This is a genomic window from Marinobacter sp. V34 (assembly GCF_055524115.1).
In genome coordinates this window covers 231,677-252,402 of sequence record NZ_JBUPZY010000005.1, presented here as the reverse complement: position 1 = coordinate 252,402, position 20,726 = coordinate 231,677, and the positions used below count along the sequence as shown (strand labels likewise).

The following is a 20,726-nucleotide window of genomic DNA, read 5'->3' as shown; positions in this document are numbered from 1 at the left end:
CATTGTTATCCCATTCAATTGAGCTGTTTGCGCCAATTTGCACCAAAAAGGTGCGAAATAGTAAGCCTTGATCCTGAACAAGGCAAATCGCTATTTCCGATAACCGTAAGCGACGGGCAAGGGTTTACTGATGGTTTGATGCAGAGGGGAGTGCGGGATTGCCCGGGGCGTTGTATTGCTGTCGCCGTGCGTTTCTGACAGTCTTTTGTTAATTACAGGAACAAGGCCGGGCCAACCGGATATTCAGGAGAGCACAGAGATGACAGAAGACAAGCGCCGCCGTTATTCCGCACCCGTGGTTGATGGCCTGGGCAAGTCGGCAAGCCGCGCCATGTTGCGGGCCGTGGGTTTTACCGATGAGGATTTTCGCAAACCCCAGATTGGTATTGCCTCTACCTGGAGCAATCTCACCCCCTGCAACATGCACATTAACCAGTTAGCGGAAGAATCCGCCGCTGGTGCCGACGAAGCCGGGGGCAAGAGCCTGACGTTCAACACCATTACCGTATCGGACGGCATCGCTAACGGCACCGAGGGTATGAAGTACTCCCTGGTGTCGCGGGAAGTCATTGCTGACTCCATTGAAACCGTGGCCGGCTGTGAGGGATTCGATGGCCTGGTTGCCATCGGCGGCTGCGACAAGAACATGCCTGGCTGCATGATGGGCCTGGCAAGGCTGAACCGGCCATCGGTGTTTGTCTATGGCGGCACCATCATGCCCGGCGAAAATCACACCGACATTATCTCTGTGTTCGAGGCGGTGGGTGCCCATGCCCGGGGCGACCTGGACCTGATTGAGGTCAAACAGATTGAGGAAACCGCGATTCCGGGCCCGGGCTCCTGTGGCGGCATGTACACCGCTAATACCATGGCCTCGGCGATTGAAGCCATGGGCATGAGCCTGCCGGGCAGTTCGGCCCAGAACGCCATTTCCGACACCAAGGCGGCGGACTGCAGGGCGGCGGGTGCGGCTGTGCTCCACCTGCTGGAGAAAGACCTGAAGCCATCGGACATCATGACACGTGAGGCGTTCGAAAATGCCATCACCGTGGTGATCGCCCTGGGAGGCTCCACCAACGCGGTGCTGCACCTGATCGCCATGGCCAGCACCGTTGGCGTTGACTTGACGCTGGACGACTTCGTGGAAATCGGCAAGCGGGTTCCCGTGCTGGCGGACCTGCGCCCCAGTGGTCATTACATGATGTCGGAACTGGTTGCCATCGGTGGCATCCAGCCGTTGATGAAGATGTTGCTGGACCGGGGCATGCTCCATGGCGATTGCGTGACTGTCACCGGGCAAACACTGGCGGACAACCTGAAAGACGTGGCCCCATACCCGGCGAGCCAGGACATCATTCATGCCTTTGATGACCCCATCAAGGCGGATAGCCATCTGCGTATCCTATACGGCAACCTGGCGCCCACTGGCGCGGTGGCCAAGATCACCGGCAAGGAGGGCACTCATTTCACTGGCCGCGCCCGGGTATTCCAGTCTGAGGAAGAGGCCCAGGAGCGGATCATGGATGGTACCGTTGTGGCCGGGGATGTGTTGGTGATTCGGTTTGAAGGGCCCAAAGGGGGGCCGGGCATGCGGGAGATGCTGACCCCTACCTCAGCGATCATGGGCAAGGGCCTTGGCAGTGATGTGGCGTTGATTACCGATGGCCGATTTTCGGGCGGCAGCCACGGTTTTGTGGTTGGTCATATTACGCCGGAAGCCGCTGAAGGTGGACCGATTGCGCTGGTGGAAAATGGGGACACGATCACCATTGATGCGGTGGCCAACCGTATTGAACTGGATGTTTCAGCGCAGGAAATGGAGCGTCGCCGACAGGCCTGGTCGGCACCGGCTCCCAGGTTTACCCGTGGGGTGCTGGCCAAATACGCGCGCACTGTAAGCTCAGCCTCGGAAGGCGCAGTGACGGACAAGCCCTGAACGCGTCAGGGGCAGGCCGGTTCAGGCTTGCCCCAGAAAAAGCCTTGCCCGTAGAGGTTCGGGAATTGTTGCAACCAGTGCACCACGGCCTCATCTTCAACACCTTCAACCACCACGTCCAGGTCCAGCGCTTCACCCAACTCAAGGGCCGCGCGGAAGACTCTCTGGCGAGTCGGATGTTCGAGGATGTCTTTCAGGAAACTGCGATCTATCTTGAGTTCATCCAGTTCAAAGCTCGCCAGTGTGCCCAGTGACGAATGGCCGGTTCCGAAATCGTCCATGGCAATTCGGAACCCTTTTCGGTGCAGGGTGTGAATCATGCGACGGGAAGCGTCCGGATCGGTCATCATCGCGGTTTCCGTAATTTCCAGTATCAAGTCTTCCGCTTCCATGTTGTGACGGGTGATGATGTTGGTGATTTCCTCCTCGAATCCGGCTTGGGTCAGGTCCATGGCGGAAATATTGACGGCAATGGCCAGCTCGCCGCCGTAGCGGGAAGTCAGATGGCGGTATTCGCTGCAGGCCCGTTCGATGACCCAAAGCGTCACTGGGTAAATAACCCCCACCTGTTCGGCGTGTGGAATCCACTGGTCTGGTGAGACATACCCGAACTCAGGGTGGCGCCAGCGTATCAGAGCTTCCACCGAGTGAACTTTAGTGTCTCGAATACGCACCTTGGGCTGGTACTCCAGCCACATACAGTTGCTGGCGAGCCCGTTTTCCACGTCCAGTATTAACCGCTGTTGTCGGTCTTGCCGCTCGCTTATGGTCGGGCCGTGCGCAGTGAGTCCCCGTTTGTCGTTTGGTGGGGCGGCCCCTGTCGAAGAGAGCAGACTGGTGGCTCCGGTGGTCAGGATGACCGAGCCTGCGGCGGCGCCAAGGAAGAATGCGGACTCTGATAAGCTGATGAAAGGCGTCCAACCCATTGTATGTAAGAAAGAAATAACGGTTCCAGCAAGTATGGCGAGGATGGCTAGCCCATAATAGCGTGCATGGACATGCCGGCGAACCTGGCTTAGAACCAACAGCAGGATAAGCGCGCCACCGGCGAGAGCCAGGGCGAGGAAAGACGCCTCGCCAACACCGGGTATGTCCAGCGGTGTTGCCAGTAGATGCAGGAAAGCCAGCAGGCTGATGAAGTGAATGATTTGCCGGGAGCGTTGGCGTAGCGGCAGAAAGTGTGGCGTGAATTCACACAGTGCGATCAGGCACAGGGGGAGGCTGATGTGCAACAGTGCGTTGTACTGCGGCTGGTCGGGCCAAATAAACCAAAGGCCAAATCGTTCCAGCACCAACTGGCAGTGCAGGACACCGGCCATGAGCACGCTGAGCCAGGCGAGGCCGGGTCGCTGTAGCATAAACACGACCACCAGGTTGAACAGCAGTGCAAACGCCAGGATGCCGCCGATAAACACTTGCCATACCAGCGCCATCAGATCCTGAGGCAGGCCTGTTTCCAGGCTCGCAAACCAGTGGACGCTGCCCAGCGACTGGGGCGTCAGCGACGCAAGCAGCCACCCGTAAGCAATGGCAAAGATCAATAAGGTCAGGGGTAGCCAGCGGTAGAAACCATTGGCCGTATCAAAGGGCAGGTGCGTACTGGCAATCCCTTGCGTCGTTGGGGTTCCGGTTGAATCCATTCGCTTGGTTATCCTGCTCGTTTCCCGGAGTGCTTGTTACACTATGGTTACTTTTCTAAACGATATGTAACAATATGATTTCAATGTAATTTTACGCGATTTTATACAGTTTTGCATTTGCTGTTTTAAACGCTTGAATGAATTCTGTGTCCAGTCCCGTTAGCGCGTTACCTTGGCCAACCCGGAGCCAGCTGCCAATTTGGCTGGTATAGTGAGAGGCTGACACCGTAATGACACATAACAAGGTTTGACCAATGATCCGAACGGCCATTGTCCTGGCGCTGACTGTCCTGTGTTTGCTGAATATTTCCCGGGCGATGGCGATCGAGAGGTCCGAGCTGCAATTGGCGTCTGTTAACGCGGCCGTCGCCTATGCCGACGGTGAGGGACTGGTGTACGGCAAGAATGCGGATCGGCGGGTGCCCATTGCTTCCATCACCAAATTGATGACCGCGCTGGTGGTGATGGAGTCCGGCGAGCCCCTGACCGAATGGCTGGACTTCCGGGAGCGCCATATTCCCGCTCCGGCGAATGCCTATACCCGCATTCGTGTGAGCTCCGAGCTCAGACGCTCTGACGTGCTGCGCATTGCACTGATGTCGTCGGAAAATTTTGCGGCCCATACCTTGGCAAGACATCACCCCGGTGGGTACGACGCCTTTATCGAAGCGATGAATGCCAAGGCCGGTGAACTGGGAATGATGAGAACAACCTTCGTGGACCCGACCGGGTTGTCGGTTGACAACCGTTCCACCGCAGCGGACCTGGTTCGCCTGGTCAGGGCGGCCAGCCAGTACCCACAGATACGGGAGTATTCCACCACACGCTATTTCACCGCCCGGTTCCGCCAGCCCAGATACCGGCTGGCGTTCGGGAATACCAATGTTCTGGTCCATCGTGAGAGTTGGGGCGTGGGGATCAGTAAAACGGGCTATCTGTCCGAAGCTGGCCGTTGTCTGGTGATGCTGCTTGAGCTGGACGGCAAGCCATTGGTGACGGTGTTGCTTGACTCTTTGGGTACCCGATCACCGATGGGGGATGCGGGCAGGATCAAGCGATGGCTGACTACTGGCGCTGGGGGCAGTGTCGCTGCGGCAGCGCGTGCGTATGAGCGGAAAAAGAATGCAGCCTATGCCTCTTCGAAAGACGCATCCGTGAGCGTGAACTGACCTCTGGCGAATCGGGAACGCAGCGTATGATTGAGATATTCACCACCGGCGGCACCATCGACAAGGTGTATTTTGATGCCAACAGCGAGTTCGAGATTGGAGATAGCCTGATTGCGGAGCTGTTGGCGGAATCCAACATACATGACGGCTATGCCCTGAATGGGTTGTTGCGCAAGGACAGCCTGGAAATCAATGACAGTGACCGGGAAATCATCAGAAGCGCCGTCAGTCAGTGTGACGCCGAACGGGTACTGATTACCCACGGTACCGATACCATGCCGGAAACCGCCAGGGCGTTGCTGTCGGTGAAAAGGAAAACCATTGTACTGTTTGGCGCCATGCAGCCGGCACGGATGCGCTGGAACGACGCGGTTTTCAATATCGGCTATGCATGGGCTGCGGTCCAGCTATTGCCTCACGGGGTGTATATCGCCATGAACGGCGAGGTTTTCGAGGCCGGTTCCGTGCGCAAGAACCTGAAGGCCCAGCGCTTTGAACGCACCTGATCAGCTCACGCTGTTTACTTCCTCAGCAGTCAGTTCGCGGTAGTGTCCCGGTGCCAGTGAATCGTCGAGCACAAGGGTGCCGACACGCCATCGATGCAATCCCGTCACATGGTTGCCCACCGCTGCCAGCATTCGTTTGACCTGGTGGTAACGCCCTTCCGATAACGTCAGATCAATTTCCCTGACATTGAGCAAATGGACATCGGCGGGTCTGGTCGGTCGCGACTCACCGTGCAGTAGTATGCCCTGTTGCAGTTGTGTGATGGCGAGGTCATCAATGGGTTCGGCGAGCGTCACGCGGTAGGTCTTGGGGCATTTTACCCTGGGGGACGTGATGCGATGTGACCATTGTCCATCGGTGGTCAGCAGTAGGAGCCCGGTGGTGTCGGCATCCAGCCGCCCGGCGATGTGAAGCCCGTGACGGACGTCGGTGGGCAGCAGGTCCAGCGCCGTGGGCTGCTGGCTGTCGGTGGTGGCACTGATCACCCCATCGGGCTTGTATAGCATCAAGTACCGCTCTCCCGGCAGTGACAGCGGTTGGTCATCGAGGGAAACCAGGGTGTTTGTGTTTACGGGGGATGCGGGTTTGCGACAGGTCTGCCCATCCACCCGGACTCGGCCTGTGCTGATGGCTTTTTTTGCATCTCGGCGCGACAGGGCCGTCGCGTTGGCAACGAAATAATCCAGGCGCATGCTCAGGTACACCCTTCTCCCGGCGGCGGCAGTGTCAGGCTGGCAAGGCACAATACCTCGGCAGCGCCTGTCATTCGCGACCAGAGCACGCCGAGGAGCTCCCCGCCAATCGCCGGACGTTCCAGCTGTGAACTGGGCTCTGGCTCAAGACGGTCGCCATTGTACCTGGCGAGTATGAAGGTGAAGGGGTGCGCCCCGGGGATACCCAGACGGATGTCGGTGGCCGTGAGCTGGTCACCGTCCATGTCGTAGTGCAGGAAGCCACGCGTAAACCACTCCAGTCGCTGGCCTTCTGGCAATGACGTGGCGGCCTTTGCCAGGCTGGGTTCACGGGGGAAGTGTTCCACGGTAACCGGGCCGTCGCCATCAAGGAATCCGGTCACGATTTCTACCCTTTTTTCCTCACCCACAACGGTCACTCGCCACAGTACGGTATTGAAAGGCATCGGCTGAACCAGCCGTGGGGCATCTTCCAGGCCTTCCTGGGCCAGTGTGGGGCCAACACGTTCCTGGATGATCTGTTGCGCCGTTGCACTCCATCCCAGGTAAAGCGTTGAAAGGAGCAGGCCGGCCATGATGGCGCTGGTTTGTGGCCCGCGGATCAGGAACGCCATTACGCCGATCAGTAACGGCAGCGTATAAAGCGGGTCGATAATGAAAATGCTGCTGATGGCCACCGGTGGGCCGATAGGCCAGAACAACTGGGTTCCGTAGGTGGTAAAGGCATCGAGCAGGGGGTGCGTCATGAGCACAAGCGAGGTGAGCGCAAGCCAGCGCCCATAGCCGAGATGGGGGCGCCACCGATGGAGCGCAAAGGCCAGCAATACGGACAGCGGCAGCAGGACAAACAGCGAGTGGCTGAATCCGCGGTGCTGGGTGAAGTTGGCGACCGCCGTGCCGTAATCAATGACGACGTCCAGGTCGGGAAGGGTGCCGAGAACGGCACCGACCAGCAGGGCTGAACGGCCAAGGGTTTTTCCGGCAACGGCACCGGCCAGCGAGGCGCCCAGTGCCGCCTGGGTAATCGAATCCATCGGGATAACACCTTGTCATTAAAGTCCGGCAGGTATTATGCGCGGAATCGGTTGTCGGATCACGCCCCAGATGGTCGGCAGATGGCTGTCAGGTATCACTCCCGGAAGTCTCAGAAGTCAGGTCTACCCCCAAGGCATTGAGAACCGTTTCGCCGGGGTAGCCGTCGGCAACGAGGCCATTTTTTGACTGGTAGCCGCGAATGGCAGAGCGTGTATTGGGGCCAAGGATACCGTCCGGTTTCCCGGTATCAAATCCCTGCTCGTTCAACGCTTTTTGCAGGGTAAGGATATTGTTCCGTGACAACGCCGGCATATCCTCCGGTGGCGGGTTCTGCAGCTTGCCGGCGCCGGCGATGCGGTCCGCCAGATGTCCAACCGCGATGGCGTAGAATTCAGAGCGGTTCCAGCCCATGATCACATTAAAATTCTTGTAGGCCAGGAACGCAGGCCCCCTGTGCCCGGCCGGGACCACCAGCGCGGCTTCGATGGGCTCGTTCGCCAGTTTATTGCCGAAGGCGTCGGTTACGCCCAGGGTGCGCCATTTTTCCAGGGGTAGCCTGCGGCCGTCCGCCAGGCTGTAGTCAAATTCCGCAGGCAGAAGTACTTCCCGCCCCCAACGGTAGTCGCCGTCCCAACCCAGATCCTGCAGAAAGTGGCCGGCCGACATCATGGCGTCCGGCAAGCTGTTCCACAGGTCGCGTTTGCCATCGCCGTCGCCATCCACCGCGTGGCGCAGGAAAACCGTTGGCATAAACTGCACGTGTCCCATGGCACCTGCCCAGGAGCCCTCCATCTGCTCGGCGGGTATCGCCCCCTCGTCAATGATTCTCAGGGCTGCAATCAATTGTTCAGTAAAGAATTGGCTGCGCCGTTCGTCACAGGCCAGGGTGGCAAGGGAGCTGGGCACCGACATCTTGCCGAAATAGGAACCGAAATTGGTTTCCAGGCCCCAGAACGCCACAAGGTAGGGGGCGGGAACGCCCGTTTTCCGGGTGACGCGTTCAAGCAGTTCCTCATGTTGGCCCAGTAGTTCCCGCCCACGGCTTACCCGGTCGGCGTTGACCCGGCGGTTGAGGTAGTCCGCGAAGGTGGTGGTGAATTCGGGCTGGCGGCGGTCGAGCTCTATCACGCGCTCCAGGTATTCAGCGCCGGCAAGCACCTCACTCGCCGTTTGGGACGACACACCAGCCTCAATGGCCTGGCTTTCCATGCGTTCGATGCATTGGGGGAAACGGTTGGCCAAGTCGGCGTCAGCGGCCGCGGGCGCACTAGTCAGGATGAGTAATCCGGTGAGTGACAGGTGTCGAATTGTCCGTTGGCCTTTTGATGTCCCTGTGAATATGCTCGGCACGCTAAACCTCAGTCTGGGGTGGATGTTCCTGGCTCATGGTAGCCTGTTTTTGCGGCACTGAAACACCGTTGTTGCCGGATTCCGGTGACAATTCTTTAACCTGGGGTTCCATACCGTCCAGGATGTGTCGTCTTTTTGTAGTCCTGCTATTCCCCGCCATCGGCTTGTTCTATAGTTTGCAGGACGATACGACAACTTTCTGAAAGACAAAAGGTCCGAATCATGGCAACGCTGAAGGCGCTGGTGGTGGATGACGCCAGCTTTGTGAGGGATCTGGTCAAGCGAACGGTGCGTCAGCGTTTTCCAGTGATTGACACCACGGATGCCCAGAACGGCCGCCGGGCGCAATCACTGATGTCGCGCACAACGTTTGATCTCATCCTCTGTGACTGGGAAATGCCGGAGATGTCGGGTCTGGAGCTGTTGCAGTGGATGCGCCAACAGCCACAGTATGAAAAAACGCCCTTTATCATGATCACCAGTCGTGGTGACAAGGATCATGTGGTTGAAGCCGTGAAGGGGGGTGTCTCTGAGTACCTGGGTAAGCCCTTCAGCCCCGAGGGCCTGAGCAATAAGATCATCAAGGTTATGGGGCGTCGCCTGAAGGACGCCATGGACCGCGGCGGGAAATCCATGGGCGGGCCAGCGGAGGCGTTTCGCGAGTCCGCCAGCCTGTTGACCCAGAAGCGGGAAGCCGCTTCTCCGGCGCCAGTCCGTGCCGGCAAGTCGTCCACGCCCTCCGCCTCGGGGTCGACGGGCAGGCCGCCAATGAGTGTGGCGTCGGTGCGCTTTTCCGATAGCACTCTCCGCTCTGTCATCAAGGACATCACCCTGACGGAAGTGCGGGTGATTGCCAAACGTGATCAGCAGTTTCCGGGCATTCTTGATCAGGCGGTGGTGGATATCGAAGTGGCCGAAGGGCAGGTGGCGAGACTCAATGGTTATGTTCACCAATTGCAGGCGGTGGACAAACGCCAGGACACGGATTTCGTGGGCGTGACCATCCGATTCGTGGACGAAGACCCGAAAAAGCTGGAAGACCTGTCCCGCTTTATCGCCCGTTTCCGCAGCGGCGGTTAGCCGCGAAAGCCATCCCGATCAGGACGCGGTTTCAGGAAGCCTTTCCGCCAACCGTTCCCGGGGAAAGTGACAGATGAATTCGCTGCCGTCGCCAATCCGGCTTTGGATTTCCAGTTTGCCGTCGTGATTGAGCAACACGTGCTTGACGATGGCCAGCCCCAGACCGGTGCCACCGGTTTCCTTATGTCGGCTGGGATCGGCGCGATAGAAACGCTCGGTCAGCCGTGGGATATGGATCGGGTCGATGCCAATACCGGTATCCTTTACCGACAGATGCCCGCCGTCGCGGTCCGTTTTCCACGTCACGGTAATCTGTCCTCCGGCGGGCGTGTACTTTACTGCGTTGAAAATCAGGTTGGAGAAAGCGCTGCGCAGTTGGCTTTCGTCGCCCCCCAGCAGGTGGCGATCGCCAATGCTGACGTTGAACTCATGGCCCTGGTCACCGCTGAGGGCCCTCGCGTCGTGGCAAATCTGCTGGATCATTGTCTGTAAGTCCGCAACCGCATCGTTGATGGTTTGCTCGCCGGTTTCAATTCTGGACAGCAATATCAGATCGGTAATCAGTGCTTCCATACGCGAGGACTGCTGCGCCATGGTATTGATGGCGCGCCGCCACTTAGGGGGCAGGTCGTCGGCGTTGTCCACCAGGGTTTCCAGGTAGCCGCTGATCACCGTCAGGGGCGTTCTCATTTCATGGGAGACGTTGCCAACGAAGTCCCGCCGCATCTGTTCAAGCTGATATAGGCGGGTAACATCCTTGGCCACAATCAGCCGGTCGTCGTCACCAAACAGGCTGATCTGGATTTGCAGGTGAATATGTGGTTTTGCGGGTGAATTCAGTTCCAGCGGTTCCCGGTAGTCGCGGGAGTCGAAGTAGGCCTTGAACGCCGGGTTGCGGATCAGGTTGTGAATAATTTGCCCGTGGTCCGAACTGCGGCGAAAGCCCAGTAGATGCTCCGCTGATCCGTTCCACCACTCCATGGCGCCCCGCGAGTCGGTCATGATCACACCATCCCGCATGGCATTCGTGGACTCCTGAACCCGGTTGATCCGGGCACGAAGTTTGTCCTGGGTGCGCAGGTGGTTCTGGTGGAGTTTGTGCAGACTGTCGAAGATGTCGCCCCAGAGGCCAACGCTCTGTGGGGCCTCGTCGCTGCCACCCGGATTGCCCAGCCACTGGTACAGACGCTTGGCCTGGACCAGGGTCCACCACAGGTAAGCCAGCAGCCCCGCAGTTAGCCCGTAGAGCGGCTTGCCAAAGAAAAGCCCGACCGCCGTACAGGCAATCAGGAGTGCGATAATCCATCGCAGGTACTTTGACCAGTTGTGTTGCATGACTACTGCCCCTGAATCGGTTCCGGGCCCCTTTCGGGGTAAAGGGCACCGTTGTGGTTATGCCGCCCTGGTAGAGAACCGGTAGCCGGTGCCACGCACCGTCTGGATCAGGTGATCATATTGGTCGCCTAGGGCTTTGCGCAAACGACGTATGTGAACGTCGACCGTTCGCTCTTCAACGTAGACGTTTCCACCCCACACCTGGTCAAGCAGTTGGGAGCGAGTATAAACCCGTTCCTGATGTGTCATGAAGAACTGCAGTAACCGGTATTCCGTAGGGCCGATGTTCAGCGCACCGATTTCCGTGCTTACCCGGTGGCCGATCGGGTCCAGTGTCAGGCCGTCCACTTCGATGGGGGTTTCCACGCCGGGCGGTGTGGTGCGGCGCAATACCGCTTTTAGCCTGGCCACCAGCTCCCTCGGCGAGAAGGGCTTGGTGATGTAGTCATCGGCGCCCACTTCCAGGCCCTGAATCTTATTGTCTTCCTCAACCTTGGCCGTCAGCATGATGATGGGAATTTCAGCCGTTGCCTCTTCTTTCTTGAGGCGCCTGGCCAGTTCCACGCCGCTGGTGCCTGGCAGCATCCAGTCAAGGAGTATCAGATCGGGCTGTTTATCAACGATCAGGGCATGCGCTTCGCGGGCATCCGCTGCCTCAAGGTAGTCGTAGTCGGCCATTTCGAGGGCCACGGCGATCATTTCGCGGATGGGTGCCTCGTCATCGACGATCAGGACAGTTTTTCCAGTCATGAGCATTAACCTGTGTCATACCGAGTATTGTTGCTGCCTCATTACAACCGGGTAGTGTTACAAGTATATGACAGTAGCAGGCTGCGACCGGATTTGTTCGACTAACTGATGATCCGGTCAATCAACAAACCGGTGAACACGGCAAAGCCCGCCCAGTTGTTATTGAGAAAGGCTTTGAAGCACCCGTCGCGCTCGCGAAAGCGGGCCAGATGCTGCTGGAAGACAAACAGGCACGCCATGGCGACGAGCCCGAGATAATAGAAAGCGCCGAGTTCGGCCTGCTGGCCCACCAGAATGAGGATCAGCACCACCAGGGCCTGCAGGATTGCTATAACCGCCCGATCGGCGTCTCCGAACAGGATGGCCGTGGATTTGATGCCAATCCGGATATCGTCGTCACGATCCACCATGGCGTAGAGGGTGTCGTAGGCAACGGTCCAGAGCACGTTGGCGGTAAACAGCAACCAGGCCAGTTTCGTGATCTCGCCGGCCTCGGCCGCCCAGGCCATGGGAATGGCCCAGGAGAAGGCGGCTCCAAGAAACAGTTGCGGCAGGTGGGTGTAACGCTTCATGAACGGGTAGATGAACGCCAGTATTGCGCCCCCGAAGGACAGATAGAGTGTCAGCGTGTTGGTGAACAACACCACCATCAGAAAGGCTGTCAGGCAGAGGCCAGCGAACAGGGCTACGGCTTCCCAGGCCTTGATGCGCCCGGAGGTCAGTGGACGGTCTTTGGTGCGTTTAACGTGGCGATCCACCTTGCGGTCGGCAAAATCGTTAATGGCGCAACCGGCGGCCCGCATCATGAATACGCCAAGGGTAAAGACGATAAAGTTGCCAATGCCCGGGAAACCGTCAGCGGCCAGCCACAGTGCCCAGTAGGTCGGCCATAGCAGGAGGAGGCTGCCGATGGGGCGATCGACGCGCAGCAGGCGGGCGTAGTCTGCAAGGCGGGCCTGGATGTGATCTGGCACGGCATTGGGCAGCATAGTTTTGGTCCGTCCGGGATGATGTTCCTGAGGCTGAGCGGGGATTATAGCCAGCGGTGAGGTACGGTTAAAAGAGTTGCAGCGTCAGGGGCAGAGCGTGGGCAGGAAGTATTCCCCTACCAATAGAGCATGATGACCGCTGAAAAAACGGGAGCGGCGAGCTGCCACTGGCTGATGAGAGTTAACGCGGTGGCAAAGGCCGGTCTCGAATGGCCCCCGTTGCCACTGCGGATTGCTGAACAGATAGGCGCCGAGGGGGCGGCGTCCAAGGTTGCGCAGGCGGCGCCCGCGCCCTGAGAGGGTTGCCAGCGGAATAATCGTACGGGCAAGCACCCAGGGGGTGTTGTCGCCGTTCAGGCAGACCTCGCGGATCCATGCGTTCTGGCGCACTGGAATACCCAGGGTATGGGCTTCCTCCAGGGTAGGACGGGCAAAGCCCTCATGGAGAATATCCACGTGAAAGCGCTCGCGGCATCGGAGTTGAAGCGCCCGGGTTAGCGAGCCTTCCAGCGTCAACCAGTGGCTGAGCTGCCCATGGATGGCTGGATTTTTCAACGCGGCTGCTGAAAACGAGCGGTACCAGTCCGTAGCGGGGGTGGAGGTGGTATTGTCACCTTCAAGCACGCTGGGTGCGCCTCGGTCAAAGTCCCTTGACGGCATAAATTCCCGGGGCGTTGCGCCAATAACCTTTGTAGTCCATGCCGTAGCCAAACAGGAAACGGTCCTCAACGTCCAGCCCGGTAAAGTCTGCCTTCAGGTTTGGCTTTGCCTTGCGATCATGTTGTTTGTCGACCAATACGGCCGTCAGGACTTCGCTGGCGCCATGGGCGAGGCAGTAATCTGCAATGGCGCAGAGCGTCGTGCCCTCGTCGAGGATGTCATCAACGATCAGTACCGTGCGGCCATTCATATTGGCTTCCGGCTGCAGTTTCCATTCCAGGATGCCGCCGGTGGTTTCCTGGCGGTAGCGGGTGGCGTGAAGGTATTCCGCTTGCACGGGAAACGTCAGCCTTGGCAGCAGGTGGCCGGTGAGGATAAGGCCGCCATTCATCACGCAGAACAACAGGGGGTTGGTGTCTTTGAGGCGCCCGGTGATCTCGTCTGCGAGGGACTGGATGGCAGCCTGTACCTGCTGTTCGCTCACCAGGCAGTCGGCCTCGGCCATTACCTGATTCAGTTCGGCGACGGTGTCGGTCATAGCGCTGGGGTCCTATCGTAAAACGGCCGATTATACCGGAGGAGGCACGCTGAAGGGAGGGGCGATTCCCGGTTCGTCTGGTGGAAATTCTGGCGATTGGCAGAAAACCCGTTGGATAGCCGTCGGCGACGGCATTGGTCAATACGGCAGCGGTGGGTATGATGGTTTCTCGGTTTGAATAGGCGCCAGCTCGGTGCATGAAAGACTTGCGCGCATAATTGTCTGACAATTATTATTGCGCCCTAATGAGTTTCGGAGGAATGGTATGAAGAAGTGGCAGTGCGTTGTCTGTGGGTTTATTTACGATGAGGCGGAAGGCTGGCCGGAAGACGGCATCGAGCCTGGAACCGCCTGGGAAGACGTACCAGAAGATTGGGAGTGCCCGGACTGTGGCGTGGGTAAGGAAGACTTCGAGATGATTGAGATCGGCTGATGCGCCGGTACCGCTGAACAGGTTTGGAGAGCAGTAATGAACGCAGACGCCCCTATTGTGATTGTAGGTACCGGATTGTCAGGCTATTCACTGGCGAAGGAAATCCGTAAGCAGGACAAGGAAACACCGATCGTCATGGTAACGGCGGACGATGGCTACAGTTACTCCAAGCCTATGCTTTCCACCGGCTTTACCAAGGGTAAAGAGGCCGATGAACTGGCGCAGTCGTCGTCGGATGGAATGGTGGAACAGTTAAACCTGCAGCTGCGTACTTACACCACCGTGACCGGCATTGATCCGGATGCCCACGAACTTGTGCTGGGGGACGAACGGCTACGGTACGGCAAACTGGTGTTGGCCTGGGGCGCTGATGTGATTCGCCTGTCCATTGCCGGTGACGGCCATGAGGGTGTCTTTTCCATCAACGACCTGATGGACTACCGTGCCTTTCGCAAGGCTCTGAAGGGCAAGAAGCGGGTGGCCATCATGGGCGCGGGCCTGATCGGTTGCGAGTTTGCCAACGACCTTCGCAATGGCGATGTTGAAGTGGATGTGATTGCTCCTTCTGACGCCCTGATGCCTGGACTTCTGCCACCGGCCGCTGCGGAAGCTGTGCGTGGTGGACTGGAGGGATTAGGTGTCCGTTTTCATCTGGAAACGGTCGTGGAGCATATTGCCAAGGACGGGGATGGCATTCGTCTGACCCTGGCCAATGGCGAGGAGCTGGACTCTGACCTGGTTATTTCCGCGGTCGGACTGCGTCCACGCACGGAACTGGCCGCTGCGGCGGGTCTGGAGATCCAGCGTGGCATTGTGGTCAACCGCGCCCTGGAGACATCAATGCCGGACGTCTACGCACTGGGGGATTGCGCCGAAGTTGATGGCCACGTGTTGCTGTATGTGTTGCCGCTGATGGCGTGTGCGCGCGCGTTGGCAAAGACACTGGTGAGTGAGCGCACCGAAGTGAAGTACGGCACCATGCCCGTCATGGTCAAGACCCCCTGTTGTCCAACGGCGGTGTGTCCGCCACCGGCGAATGCGTCGGGCAACTGGGAGGTGGATGCGGACGGCCAGGATGTCCGTGCCCTGTTCAGGAGTGAATCTGGCGAGGTTCTGGGCTTTGCGGTGACCGGGAGTTATGCGGTGGAAAAGCAGACCCTGTCAAAGGAAGTGCCGCCGATTCATGGCTGATGGGCGACATCAGGATTGCGAAAAGCCCCGGCTTGCGGTAAAAATTAATTCGTGAGCTAACGATATTGACAGGAGCTGGCATGCTTGAAGTAACCAGAAAACTGGTGGATCTGCTGGATCTCTCCCCCATTGGTGATGATCATTTCCAGGGGGACAGTGAAGATCTCGGCTTTCCCAACGTGTTTGGCGGCCAGGTTCTGGGGCAGGCCCTGATGGCTGCCAGTCGCACGGTGGAAGGACGCCTGCCACACTCGCTGCATGCCTATTTCCTGCGCCCCGGTAATCACAGCATGCCAATCGACTACGAGGTCCAGCGGGTTCGGGACGGTGGCAGTTTTTCCGTCCGACGCGTGATCGCACGGCAGGGCGGCAAGGAGATCCTGACCGGCTCCATGTCGTTTCAGGTGGCTGAGGAAGGCTTTGAACATCAGCTCGACATGCCCTCGGCACCGGATCCGGAAAGCCTTAAGTCCGAGCAGGAGTATGGCGAACTGCTGGCACCTCATGTGCCCGAACATCTCCGTGAAACCCTGACCCGGGATCGACCCATCGAAATCCGGCCCGTGGACCCGGTCAATCCATTGAAGCCGGAACCGCGTCCTCCCTATAAGCAAAGCTGGTTCCGTACCCAGGGCCACCTGCCGGAGGACCCGGTGCTGCACTGTTGCCTGCTGACATACGCGTCAGACTTTTCTTTCCTGGGGACGTCCCTGAACCCCCATGGCGTATCATTTATGAACAAGAAGATGCAGATCGCGAGCCTGGATCATTCCATCTGGTTTCATCGTGAGTTCCGTATGGACGAGTGGCTGCTCTACGATAAGGACAGCCCTAGCGCTTCTGGCGGACGCGGATTCAATCGCGGCAATTTCTTTGATCGTCAGGGCCGGCTGGTGGCATCAACCACTCAGGAAGCCCTCATCCGTCAACGGGGATAGTTAGCCGAGCTTGCGGCTTCTATCGTGATGTTTGTAGTCGCCCAGCCAGACAACGATGTCGTCGAACGGCAGTGGTGGCGTCAGGATATAGCCCTGGATCATATCGCAGCCCATCTTTTCCAGCAGTTCCATGGTATCTTCGCTCTCCACGCCCTCGGCCACAACGGTATAGCCCAGGCTGTGGCACATATCGATGGTGGTCTGGACGATGACGCGGTCACCAGCCTGGGACGCCAGGTCAGTAATCAGTGAGCGGTCGATCTTGATCTCGCTGGCGGGCAATCGCTTGATATACGATAGCGAAGAGTAGCCGGAACCGAAGTCATCAATGGACAGCGGGATACCTGTGGTGTGCAGGGAATTGAGGGCGCGCAGTGAGTTGACCGGATCCTGCATCATGGATGTCTCGGTGACTTCCAGGATAATGGCCCCGCGATGAGTGTGATGACTGCTCATCAGGCGCTGGACGTATAGCGGGAAGTCCGGTTCCCGAAGATTGTTGGGGGAGATGTTCACCGAGATGTTGAGCGGGTAGCCGTTCTCCAGCAATTGCCCTCTCAGCGCCAGTGACTGCTCCAGTACCCAGCGTGTCAATGGCTTGATCAGTCCGGTTTGCTCGGCCAGGGCAATCAGCTCGTCGGCGGGTATTGGCTTTTTCCGGTCGGGCCAGCGAATCAGTGCTTCAAGGCCGATCACCTCTCTGGTTATCAGTGACAGCTTTGGCTGCAGGTACAGGGCAAGTTCACCGTGCTGAAGGGCGTGTCGCAGTTCGGACACCAGGGTGAGGCGGTCTGCGCTGTAGGAGTCCCGTGAAGGCTGATAATAGGCCAGCCCACGGTCTCGGGCGTCGTCCGAACCCTGCGCAATAAAGGCGCGTCGGATCAGGGTGTTGCTGTCGGTGGCGTGATCCGGATAGATCGCCGAGCCAGTGTGGGGATCCAGCGGTAACTGCATGCCCAGGTAGTCCAGCGGTTCACGAATTTCCTCAAGTGCGCGAACAATGGCGCGGGGTGTTTTCGAGATAACATCCGCTTCCACAATAAATCCGAAGGTGGCTGATTCCAGTGACGCCAGGCAGAAACTCTTCCGATCGTTGGTCTCCACCGCACAGATACCGGGGAGTTCGCTGACGATGCTGTTGAAGCGCCGGGCGGCAAGCTCGAGCAGCCGGTCGGTATTGCGATGTCCCAGGGTTTTGGTGATGGCTGGAAGGTTGTTTAGGTGGATCACCGCGATGGAGAGGCGTTTGTCCGGCTCTCGGTTGATCAGTTCGTTGATGGTCATTTCCAGGCAGGTGCGATTGGGCAGCCCCGTTAACGGATTGTGAAGAGCCTGCTCGATCAGTCGCACCTCTGCCGAGCGCCGTGCCGCCATGGCGGTAATCTCTGCCTCGCGGGCACGAACCTTGTCTTCACGCTCCTGGTATAGCCGGGCGGCCAGGGCAATGGTCAACAGGACGGCTTCGAGCGCGGAGCCGATTTCGATGCCGTAGGCCGTCACGAAACTGTTGGGCACAAAACCGTATTTATTGGCTGCGGTGATGGCGCTGCCCAGGGTGAGCAAGCCCCAGGCAATAGTGTAGTAGCCGGCCTGGGGGTTGCCCCGAATCCATTGCACGGGCCCCATGACGGTCAATAGCAGACAGCTGGGGATCGCCAGGGCAACCGTGAGCCTGCTGGCAATGTTGTAGTCGGTAATGAACGTCATCACCGCCACCGCGACGTTCACCACCACCATATACCGCACAAGCTTGTCCATACGCGGGCTGGTGACGCGCAGGTTGAGGAAGGCGCGGGAGAATAACAGGGTGAATATCAATGCTATTGGCACGGCCAACACCATGGCCTGGTTGTGCAACCAGGGCGATTCTGGCCAGAGCAATTGGTAGGTGCTGCCATTCAGGCTGCCAATAAACATCAGATAGCTAAGGGTGGACAGCACGTACAGCAGGTACATGCGCTCCCGCAGGGCCAGGAAAATGAACAGGTTGAAAAAGATCACCATGATCAGGATGCCGTAATAGATCGCGTGCATCTGGTCTTCGATGGACGTGGCTTCGAAGTAGGTTCGAGGGTCCCATAGCCTGACGGGGATCTGCATGGCGCCCTGAGTTCGAATACGCAATAACACTTGGTAATCGCTTTGCGGATCGGTTTCGAAGGAGAACAGAAAGTTGCGGTGCCGAATCTGGCGCTGGGCAAAGGGCAGGTGATCGCCAGTTGATACGCGTTGCCTGACGACACCGTTCTCCATCAGGTAGAAGGTGATATCGTCGAGCTGCGGATAGCGTATCTCCAGCAGCTTGCGGTCACTGGGTATGGTGGATACAGGAACGCGGAGCCACACGGTGTCACGAATGTAGCCGAAGTTGGGGCTTTCGCCTTCCAGTGATTGCCACCGGTCGGAAGCAAGAGCTTCCCTGAGATCCATCTGTTCCGAAGGTGCCACCCGGATGTAGTCCATATCCGGTTCTGCAAAGCCGGGCGAAGCCGCATTTGCCTGGGTTCCGAAAGCCATCATGATCAATGCGCCCGCCAGGGCGAAAAACTGAGCAATATGGCGCACGTAGTACCGATCTTGTTGTGATTGTCTGGCTCAGTATGGCGTTATCTGCCGGGGGGCTCAAGGCCGATATCGCCGGTTTTCGAACGTCACTTGTGTCAGGTGTTACAGTTGTTCAAGCCATTCCCGTACCCAGGGAACGGCTTCCATCTCCGGCTCGGTGGTTTCCAGGGCATCGATCCTTAAGGTGTCCCCCACTTTCCGGGCTGAAGTTTCGTATAAAGCCTCTTCCATCAGCTCACCGGCGCCACAAAAGGTGTCACCGTAGGAGCTGTCTCCAAGCACAATGACCCCAAACGGACGCGCCGGTTGCTGGGGCAGTTGCTCGCGCAGTCGCAGGTAGAACGGCAGCAGATTGGGGGGCAGCTCTCCCTGGCCGGTGGTTGACGTACAAATCAGCAGAGGCTCGTCGTTCCCGGTGATGTCCTCCAGGTCGGGCTCCTCAAGGACCGTTATCCGGTGCCCTTCCGGTTCCAGGGTTTTCTTCAGGGTACGTGCCGTCAGCAGGGCGCCGCCATAAACGCTGCCGACCAGAATCCGGATTGAAGCCATGAATGGTCCTGTTGGTTTGTAATGACAGTCATCCCGTGATGGCTGTCTGCCTTGGGGCCCGATCATAGCCGGTGATGTGGTAACGCTCAAGATCCGGATCCGGAGGGGCTGGTTTCCATGGAGGAGGTTCGTACTCTGGGAGCAACGCGATTGCGCCCGCCTTCCTTGGCGTTGTATAGATGGACGTCAGCCTGTTTCAGCAATTCATCCACTGAGCCGGTCTTGGCGATGGAGCAGATGCCCGCGCTGATGGTGACCGGCATGCGCTTGCCGCTGAATGAGAAATCAGCACAGGCTACTTCGGAGCGGAGCCGTTCTGCGAGCGTGAGAGCCTGTAGCAGTGAGGTGTCAGGCAACAGGATCAGAAACTCCTCTCCGCCCCAGCGTGCGGCCACATCCGTTTGGCGGATAACGGTTTGCATCAATTCCGAGAAGGCCCGCAGTACGTGGTCTCCGGCGTCGTGTCCGTAGTCGTCGTTGATACGCTTGAAGAGGTCCAGGTCGATCAGAACGATGGAGAAGTGGTGGCCGGAACGCTGGTACCTTGAATACTCTTCGTTCAGCCGATGCTGTATATCCCTGCGGTTGGACAGCCTTGTCAGGTCGTCAGTGCGGGCCGCGAGTTGGTGGGTGCGAGCCAGTTCCATCAACTCACTACGTGCCTTCAGGCGACTGGATTCCAGAACGAAACAGAGGATGGACTCAAAGGTCAACGTAGCGAAGAAGCGGATCTCGAAGTCGGTGCTGTATTCGGCGGTCACCAGTGGTAGTTCGGGAAACTGGAAAACCACAACCGCCAGCAGGCAGCAGAACAACAACACCGCAGTACCGGTTTTCAGGTCCGTCAGGTAGAACAATAAGGGTGGAAACACGTAAAACCAGAGCGGGCCGGTATTGCTCTCGCCACCTGTTATAATCAGGTATCCGAACAGCAGGCCGACGATGGAGATCATGCCCACCTTCTGGCGGCGGCGATTGCCTGAACGGGCAAACGCCAGCATGTTCATCGCCGACAGTCCGGCAAAGAACCACAGTGAGAACGCATGGTGGGTGTGAGTTGCAAACCATGCCTTGGCACCGATGCCGAGCAGGAAAAGGATAGCCATGGCTGACAGGCCGGTCAGCAGACGGGATACGCGCTCCTCCTCGCCTTCGTCGGCTCGTTGTTGACTGGTATCGAGGAGTCTGGTCATGACATTGTTTGTTGTTGTCGATTTGTTGTTGATGCTGCGCTCAGGCTGCGTGAGCGGGGATAGAGACTTAGATTAGTCGAAGCGGAAGATCTTTAAAGCGACTTTGATCAAGCATTCACCATTATGACCGATTTGTTTCAATTTCATGGTAAAAAATTTATAGTTGCCGCCGTAAG

19 protein-coding genes are annotated in these 20,726 nt (G+C 58.2%); 7 read left to right on the top strand and 12 right to left on the bottom strand.

Going from position 1 to position 20,726, the window contains the following annotated elements:
- Positions 1 to 259: 259 nt before the first annotated feature.
- Positions 260 to 1,936, top strand: coding sequence for a dihydroxy-acid dehydratase (ilvD, locus tag AC0B60_RS10865; RefSeq protein ID WP_465085817.1), 1,677 nt, complete (start codon positions 260 to 262; stop codon positions 1,934 to 1,936).
- Positions 1,937 to 1,941: 5 nt separating this feature from the next.
- Here ilvD and AC0B60_RS10860 read toward each other — a convergent pair whose 3' ends face one another.
- A complete protein-coding gene (locus AC0B60_RS10860) occupies positions 1,942 to 3,576 on the bottom strand; it encodes an EAL domain-containing protein (RefSeq protein WP_465085816.1) in 1,635 nt (544 codons plus the stop codon).
- A 254-nt stretch (positions 3,577 to 3,830) separates the two neighbouring features.
- On the opposite strand from AC0B60_RS10860, the gene pbpG reads away from it, so the two are divergent.
- Together pbpG and AC0B60_RS10850 are read left to right on the top strand one after the other, a co-directional pair.
- A complete protein-coding gene (pbpG, locus tag AC0B60_RS10855) occupies positions 3,831 to 4,745 on the top strand; it encodes a D-alanyl-D-alanine endopeptidase (RefSeq protein ID WP_465085815.1) in 915 nt (304 codons plus the stop codon).
- 26 nt (positions 4,746 to 4,771) lie between these two features.
- Complete coding sequence (locus AC0B60_RS10850; RefSeq protein WP_465085814.1) at positions 4,772 to 5,251, top strand: asparaginase domain-containing protein; 480 nt, start codon at positions 4,772 to 4,774, stop codon at positions 5,249 to 5,251.
- On the opposite strand, the gene AC0B60_RS10845 is transcribed toward AC0B60_RS10850, so the two are convergent.
- From AC0B60_RS10845 to AC0B60_RS10835, 3 genes are all read right to left on the bottom strand, one after another.
- Positions 5,252 to 5,944 carry a pseudouridine synthase gene (locus AC0B60_RS10845; RefSeq protein ID WP_465085813.1) on the bottom strand — a complete coding sequence of 231 codons (693 nt, stop codon included), beginning with the start codon at positions 5,942 to 5,944 and terminating at the stop codon, positions 5,252 to 5,254. It lies immediately after the preceding gene.
- Between the two features lie 2 nt (positions 5,945 to 5,946).
- On the bottom strand, positions 5,947 to 6,978 hold the full coding sequence (locus tag AC0B60_RS10840; RefSeq protein WP_465085812.1) for a metal-dependent hydrolase: 1,032 nt from the start codon (positions 6,976 to 6,978) through the stop codon (positions 5,947 to 5,949).
- Between the two features lie 88 nt (positions 6,979 to 7,066).
- Positions 7,067 to 8,221, bottom strand: a complete 1,155-nt coding sequence (locus AC0B60_RS10835; RefSeq protein ID WP_465085811.1) for a lytic murein transglycosylase — start codon at positions 8,219 to 8,221, stop codon at positions 7,067 to 7,069.
- Between the two features lie 330 nt (positions 8,222 to 8,551).
- On the opposite strand from AC0B60_RS10835, the gene AC0B60_RS10830 reads away from it, so the two are divergent.
- Positions 8,552 to 9,409, top strand: a complete 858-nt coding sequence (locus AC0B60_RS10830) for a response regulator (RefSeq protein ID WP_465085810.1) — start codon at positions 8,552 to 8,554, stop codon at positions 9,407 to 9,409.
- Positions 9,410 to 9,427: 18 nt separating this feature from the next.
- Here the strand turns inward: AC0B60_RS10830 and phoR are convergent, their stop codons facing one another.
- The 5 genes from phoR to AC0B60_RS10805 all read right to left on the bottom strand — a co-directional run bounded on the left by phoR (position 9,428) and on the right by AC0B60_RS10805 (position 13,681).
- Complete coding sequence (gene phoR / locus AC0B60_RS10825; protein ID WP_465085809.1) at positions 9,428 to 10,744, bottom strand: phosphate regulon sensor histidine kinase PhoR; 1,317 nt, start codon at positions 10,742 to 10,744, stop codon at positions 9,428 to 9,430.
- A gap of 57 nt (positions 10,745 to 10,801) precedes the next feature.
- The gene (gene phoB / locus AC0B60_RS10820; RefSeq protein ID WP_465085808.1) at positions 10,802 to 11,494 is read right to left on the bottom strand and encodes a phosphate regulon transcriptional regulator PhoB; all 693 of its coding nucleotides are present in this window, start codon (positions 11,492 to 11,494) and stop codon (positions 10,802 to 10,804) included.
- A 101-nt stretch (positions 11,495 to 11,595) separates the two neighbouring features.
- A complete protein-coding gene (ubiA, locus tag AC0B60_RS10815; protein WP_465085807.1) occupies positions 11,596 to 12,483 on the bottom strand; it encodes a 4-hydroxybenzoate octaprenyltransferase in 888 nt (295 codons plus the stop codon).
- An 84-nt stretch (positions 12,484 to 12,567) separates the two neighbouring features.
- Positions 12,568 to 13,143: a chorismate--pyruvate lyase family protein gene (locus AC0B60_RS10810; protein WP_465085806.1), complete on the bottom strand. Its 576-nt coding sequence runs from the start codon at positions 13,141 to 13,143 to the stop codon at positions 12,568 to 12,570.
- On the bottom strand, positions 13,124 to 13,681 hold the full coding sequence (locus tag AC0B60_RS10805; RefSeq protein WP_465085805.1) for a hypoxanthine-guanine phosphoribosyltransferase: 558 nt from the start codon (positions 13,679 to 13,681) through the stop codon (positions 13,124 to 13,126). Before AC0B60_RS10805 ends, AC0B60_RS10810 begins: the two co-directional genes overlap by 20 nt.
- 265 nt (positions 13,682 to 13,946) lie before the next feature.
- On the opposite strand from AC0B60_RS10805, the gene AC0B60_RS10800 reads away from it, so the two are divergent.
- From AC0B60_RS10800 to tesB, 3 genes are all read left to right on the top strand, one after another.
- Positions 13,947 to 14,114 (top strand): rubredoxin, encoded by a 168-nt coding sequence (locus tag AC0B60_RS10800; protein ID WP_007154989.1) that lies wholly within the window; start codon positions 13,947 to 13,949, stop codon positions 14,112 to 14,114.
- 36 nt (positions 14,115 to 14,150) lie between these two features.
- Positions 14,151 to 15,305, top strand: coding sequence for an NAD(P)/FAD-dependent oxidoreductase (locus tag AC0B60_RS10795; protein WP_465085804.1), 1,155 nt, complete (start codon positions 14,151 to 14,153; stop codon positions 15,303 to 15,305).
- An 80-nt stretch (positions 15,306 to 15,385) separates the two neighbouring features.
- The gene (gene tesB, locus AC0B60_RS10790; protein WP_465085803.1) at positions 15,386 to 16,243 is read left to right on the top strand and encodes an acyl-CoA thioesterase II; all 858 of its coding nucleotides are present in this window, start codon (positions 15,386 to 15,388) and stop codon (positions 16,241 to 16,243) included.
- Here the strand turns inward: tesB and AC0B60_RS10785 are convergent, their stop codons facing one another.
- The 3 genes from AC0B60_RS10785 to AC0B60_RS10775 form a co-directional block, all read right to left on the bottom strand.
- A complete protein-coding gene (locus AC0B60_RS10785; RefSeq protein WP_465085802.1) occupies positions 16,244 to 18,808 on the bottom strand; it encodes an EAL domain-containing protein in 2,565 nt (854 codons plus the stop codon).
- Positions 18,809 to 18,910: 102 nt separating this feature from the next.
- On the bottom strand, positions 18,911 to 19,357 hold the full coding sequence (locus tag AC0B60_RS10780; RefSeq protein WP_465085801.1) for a flavodoxin: 447 nt from the start codon (positions 19,355 to 19,357) through the stop codon (positions 18,911 to 18,913).
- A gap of 86 nt (positions 19,358 to 19,443) precedes the next feature.
- Positions 19,444 to 20,550, bottom strand: a complete 1,107-nt coding sequence (locus AC0B60_RS10775; protein ID WP_465085800.1) for a GGDEF domain-containing protein — start codon at positions 20,548 to 20,550, stop codon at positions 19,444 to 19,446.
- Positions 20,551 to 20,726: the final 176 nt, after the last annotated feature.